The organism is Actinoplanes sp. NPDC026623 (assembly GCF_040638275.1).
Classification (GTDB): Bacteria; Actinomycetota; Actinomycetes; order Mycobacteriales; family Micromonosporaceae; genus Actinoplanes.
On record NZ_JBEZXZ010000400.1, the window covers coordinates 1 to 2604 of the forward strand.

At 73.9% G+C, this 2604-nt stretch carries 2 protein-coding genes; one reads left to right on the forward strand and one right to left on the reverse strand.

From position 1 onward, the window contains the following. Nucleotides 1-54: 54 nt before the first annotated feature. Complete coding sequence (locus AB0F10_RS45185) at nucleotides 55-804, reverse strand: hypothetical protein (protein ID WP_360640728.1); 750 nt, start codon at nucleotides 802-804, stop codon at nucleotides 55-57. Between the two features lie 132 nt (nucleotides 805-936). On the opposite strand from AB0F10_RS45185, the gene AB0F10_RS45190 reads away from it, so the two are divergent. Continuing rightward, a complete protein-coding gene (locus AB0F10_RS45190) occupies nucleotides 937-2583 on the forward strand; it encodes an amidohydrolase family protein (RefSeq protein WP_360640730.1) in 1647 nt (548 codons plus the stop codon). The last annotated feature ends 21 nt before the right edge of the window (nucleotides 2584-2604 follow it).

Below are 2604 nucleotides of genomic sequence, written 5' to 3' on the forward strand. Positions count from 1 at the left end.
AACGCTCCCCCGCGTGCCGGCCGGGCCTTTTGCCGGGCCGCCGGCAGTGTCCGGTCAGGCGGGGTCGGTGCGGATCATGCGGACCAGGGCGCGGATTCCCGTGAGCAACTCCTGGTGGTCGCTGAGGCCGTCGAGGGTGTCCTCGATCCGGCGGCCCATCCGGTCGATCCGGACCCGCACGTCCTGGTCCCGGTTGCGGGCGGCGACCAGCGCGTCCTCGATGCGGGTCAGGTCGGCGGTGACCTGTTGGCGCAGGCGCTCCAGGTCCTCGTCCACGGCCCGGTGCGCGTTGCGCAGCGAGACGACATCGTCGCGGGGGTGTGTGCTCTCCAGACTCAGGACGGTGACCCGATCGCGGAGGTGGCCGAGGTAGGCGACCGCCGGGCGGATCGCGGTCGAGAGCAGGTAGAAGCCGGCCAGGTAGTAGCCCAGCACGGCGCCGGAGACCGCGGCGAACGCCGCCACCGCCGCGGCGGTGCCCAGGTGCCCGCACAGCGCGAGGATCAGCGCCCGCCGGGCGATGTGCCGGGTCTCGCGGTCCCGCGCGGGCGGAATCGCGAGGCCGCGTTCGCGGGAGACCGCGTTATCCGCGCGCACCTGCCGCGCGTCGAAGTAGAGGTTCCACGGCAGGGTGACCAGCACGACCGTCCACATGAGCGCGGCCAGCCCGGCGCCGATCGAGATCAGCGTGCTGGGCGGCACGCCGGCGAGGCGCCCCAGCCAGGCGAAGAGCAGAACGGCCGCGGCACCGATCACGACGGTCGCCCACCATCGGGCCATCTGTCCACCACGCGAGGTGTGCATGGGCGCCACTCTGTTACGCCGCGGCGCCCGCGAGCAGAGCCCCGATACTCACCGATCCATGGGTACGGATGCTCAGCGCGCCACCCGGCGGAAGCCGTCGACGGCGATGCGCTGAAGGTTATGCTGACGGCCGTGCCGACCGGAGTCGCCGATCTGCTGTTCACCAACGGCCCGCTGCTCACCGGCGGGGCGTCACCCGGGCCTGCCACCGCCCTCGCCGTGCGCGACGGGCTGATCCTGGCCGTCGGCGGCGACGAGGTCCTCGCGCTCGCCGGGCCCCGGACCGAGGTCGTCGATCTGCGCGGGCGGCTGCTGCTGCCCGGCTTCCAGGACGCGCACATCCACGCGGTGATGGGCGGCATCGAGCTCGGGCAGTGCGACCTGACCGGCACCACCGACCTCGGCGAGTACCTCGACCGGATCGGCGCGCACGCGCGGGCGAACCCGGGCGCCGCCTGGATCGTCGGCAGTGGCTGGTCGATGGAGAGCTTCCCCGGCGGCACACCGGGCCGCGGCCTGCTCGACCAGATCGTCGCGGACCGGCCGGTCTTCCTGATCAATCGCGACCATCACGGCGCCTGGGTCAACAGCCGCGCGCTGGCGCTGGCCGGCATCGACGCGGGCACCCCGGATCCGGCGGACGGGCGGATCGACCGCGAGCCCGACGGCACTCCGAGCGGCGGGTTGCAGGAGGGCGCGATGGCCCTGGTCGCCGACCTGCTCCCGGCGATGACGCCCGCGGACCGGCTCGACGGGCTGCTCCGCGCCCAGCGCCTGCTGCATTCGCTGGGCATCACGGCCTGGCAGGACGCGGCGCTGTGCGCCAGCAACGGCTACTCCGACATCTCCGACGCCTATCTCACCGCGGCGGGCGACTCCTCGCTGATCTCCGCGGTCGCCGGCGCCCTGTGGTGGGACCGGGACCGCGACGCCGGCCAGATCCCGGAGCTCGTGGCGAAGCGGGAGAAGTTCGCCATCGGCCGGCTGCGCTGCGGGTCGGTGAAGTTCATGCTCGACGGCGTCGCGGAGAACTTCACCGCCGCGATGACCGTGCCCTACCGGGACGCGCACGGCCATCCGACGACCAACCGCGGGCTCTCCTTCGTCGACCCGGCGGCGCTGCCGGGCTACGTGACCGCGCTGGACGCGCTGGGCTTCCAGGCGCATTTCCACGCGCTCGGCGACCGTGCCGTGCGCGACGCGCTCGACGCCGTGGCCGCCGCCCGCGCCGCCAACGGCTTCCTCGACACCCGGCCGCACCTCGCCCACCTGCAGGTCGTCCACCCCGACGACGTGCCGCGCTTCAGCGCGCTGGGCGCGACCGCCAACATGCAGCCGCTCTGGGCCGCACACGAGCCGCAGATGGACGAGCTGACCCTGCCGTTCCTCGAGCCGGGCCCGGCCGGGTGGCAGTACCCGTTCGGCGATCTGGAACGGGCCGGCGCCACCCTGGCCGCCGGCAGCGACTGGCCGGTCAGCAGCCCGGACCCGATGCGCGGCATCCACGTGGCGGTCAACCGGGCCCTGCTCGGCAGCGGCCTGGAGCCGTTCCTGCCGGAACAGCGGCTCACGCTCGGCACGGCGCTGGCCGCGTACACGGCGGGTTCGGCCTTTGTGAACCATCTCGACGACACCGGGCAGCTGCGGCCGGGCTACCGCGCCGACCTGGTGGTGCTCGACCGCGATCCGTTCGGCGCCCCGCCCGCCGAGATCGGCGAGAGCTCGGTGGACCTCACCTACATCGGCGGAGTGCGGGTCCACGAGGCGACCGGCGCCTGAGCGGCGTCGCGGGGATCGGAA

Bases quoted from the DNA above. Each gene is read 5' to 3' on its own strand.
- AB0F10_RS45185 (WP_360640728.1), bottom strand. From the start codon at position 804: ATGCACACCTCGCGTGGTGGACAGATGGCCCGATGGTGGGCGACCGTC.